This window comes from Streptomyces sp. NPDC026062 (assembly GCF_055568375.1).
The window spans coordinates 1-2657 of sequence record NZ_JBVHOQ010000116.1; the positions used below are offsets into that span (position 1 = coordinate 1).

At 71.1% G+C, this 2657-nt stretch carries 2 pseudogenes; one reads left to right on the forward strand and one right to left on the reverse strand.

Annotated features, from left to right (window positions below):
- Positions 1–92: 92 nt before the first annotated feature.
- Positions 93–1201 (forward strand): annotated as a pseudogene (locus tag ACZ4LX_RS38025) (beta-galactosidase); the annotation flags it as partial.
- 675 nt (positions 1202–1876) lie between these two features.
- Here the strand turns inward: ACZ4LX_RS38025 and ACZ4LX_RS38030 are convergent.
- Positions 1877–2566: pseudogene (locus ACZ4LX_RS38030) on the reverse strand (beta-ketoacyl-[acyl-carrier-protein] synthase family protein); the annotation flags it as partial.
- Between the last annotated feature and the right edge of the window lie 91 nt (positions 2567–2657).

Here is a 2657-nt window from a genome sequence, read left to right on the forward strand (position 1 = left end):
CCACCCCCCAGGTCATCTCGGACAGGGGGACCAAGTCATGCCGGGCCCGGAGGCCAGCGGCCCCGTTGCGGAGCCGTGGAAAACATAACGGGGAGAGCGCGGTCCACACCCTGCGGGGCATCATCGCCGACCACGGCAGCGTCAGCATCTACATGGCACACGGCGGCACGAACTTCGGTCTGTGGGCCGGCGCCAACGAGTCCGATGGCCGGCTGGAACCCGTCGTCACGAGCTACGACTCCGACGCTCCCATCGCCGAGGACGGCCGGTTCACTCCCAAGTTCTACGCGATGCGCGAAGCCCTCGGCGCTCATGGGCCCCTGCGCTCGCCCGAGCAGCTGCCCACGCTCCCGCCCGCCCGCGTCCCGCTGGTCCACCGCGCCGACCTGCTCACCGGCCTGCGCGCCGTACCGGCGAAGACCACGACCACCCCGCTCCCCGCCTCGTTCGAACAGCTCGGGCTCGACGCCGGCCTGGTCCTGCACACCGCGCACCCGCGCATCCCGGCGGGCGAGCACCGGCTGATCTTCACCGACGTGCGGGACCGCGCCCTGGCCTTCGCCGACGGCGCCCTCCTCGGAGTCGTGGACCCCGACGCGCCGGAGCTTCCGGTGCCCGGGACCGGCCGGCCGATACGTCTGGAGGTCCTGGTCGAGAACCTGGGCCGGGTCAACTACGGTCCGGGGGTGGGCCGTCACAAGGGTCTGCTCGGTCCGGTCCTCGTCGACCGGCGCATGGTGCAGGGCTGGGACAACACCCCGTCGCACTTCAGGAGTGGTCCTCGGCGGAACTGTCAGACGCGCTCGGCGCGGGCTCGGCGTCCATGTCCACGTGCATGTCCGCGTCCACGACCACGTCGGTGCCTGTGCCGGTGGGGGTGCCTGTGCCGATGATGCAGGTGTCCTCAGCGGCGGCACCCGCGACCGGGTTCGCCGTGGCCGAAGTGCACGTCGACACCCCTGCGGACACCTTCCTCGCGCTGCCCGGCTCGCGCCACGGCCTCGTCTGGGTCAACGGCTTCCTGCTCGGCCGCCACTGGGACATCGGCCCCCAGGTCACCCTCTACTGCCCGGCACCGCTGCTGTGCGCGGGTGCCAACACGGTCACCGTCCTCGAACTGGAAGGCCTGGGCGGCACCCTGGAGCTCAGGGACCATCCGGAGCTGGGTCCGCCTGAGGAGTACGTGGAGGAGTTCGCCTGACTTCCGCCCGGAGAGCGGTCATCCGGGAGACGCTGATCCACGTTCCGTGAGCAGATCCACCATCGGGCGCCCAGCTCAAGGAGGCATGGCCGCGGGGCATCGGCATCGGCATCGGCATCGGCATCGGCGGACGGTCGACTGGTCCTGGGGAAGAACCTGATGGTGCAGGTACTGCACGTTCTGCCGGATCACGGTCGCCGGCCCCATCCAGCCCGCTGCCAGCCGCTCTTCCACCCGACAGGTGCCAGCGGTTCCCGCGCGTGGTCACGCATGCGCCACGGCCTGTCCGCCTGCCCGAACCGGCCCGCAATCCGGGCGAAGTCCGGCTCCAACTCGGGTTTCCAGCAGTCACCTTCAGGTATGTCCCCCATGTTCGAAGAACGACAGTCGGCAGCTCAGGACACGAGATCTCGCTGTTGTAGTCCTGAAGGCCCCGGGCCGGTGACCCGCAGTGACCGTTCCCCCAGGTCATCGGATCGGCTGCTCTCCTCCGGGGTGTTCGGAGGCAGACGCCGCCGCGCTCCTTCGCGACCCGCGCGGGTGCCGGGAAGGGGCGCGGCGGGGCTGTCTACCCCTACCGGCGCGGGCTCCGGGCCGGGGGTTCGGCACGCGAACCCGTACCGCACCCCCATTTGGGGCCGTGTCCTGTACTCGTGTGCTCGGCTCAGCTCCCGATCAATGCGCCGCGAAGGCGAGAACGGCGTTCTGCCCGCCGAAGCCGAAGGAGTTCGTGAGTGCCAGACCGACCGGGCGGCGCCGGGCCTCCTTGGTCACCACGTCGACGTCGATCTCCGGGTCCTGGCTTTCGAGGTTCGCCGTCGGCGGGATCAGCCCGTTCTCGAGTGTCAGCACCGTCAGGGCCGCCTCGATCGCCCCGGCTGCGCCGAGCGTGTGCCCGAGGACGCCCTTGGTGGAGGTGACCGCGGGGCCGTGACCGAGGCAGCGGGTCAGGACCCTTGCCTCGGCCAGGTCGTTCAGCGGCGTCGACGTCCCGTGCGCGTTGACGTGGTCCACGTCCGACGGAACGGCACCTGCGTCGAGGAGGGCGGCGCGGACGGCCCGCTCCACACCGGCGCCGGCCGGGTCGGGGGCGGTCGCGTGGTACGCGTCTGCGGAGGCGCCGTAGCCGACGAGCCTGGCCCGGACCCGGGCGCCGCGTGCCGCGGCGTGGTCGGCGCGTTCGAGGACGAGGATCCCGCTGCCCTCCCCGATGACGAATCCGTCGCGGTCGGTGTCGAACGGGCGTGATGCCGTCCCCGGCGACTCCCCGCGGGTCGACAGCGCCCGCATCCGGCTGAAGCCGGTGACGATGAGCGGCACCACCGCAGCCTCGGTGCCGCCCGCCAGAACGATGTCGCACACGCCCTAGCTGTTCTGTCCACGGAGGTTGGTGACAGGTTTCACGGTGGGGTGATCTTGAACGAGTGAGGGCCTTCCGGGTTCGGTGTGGATTGCG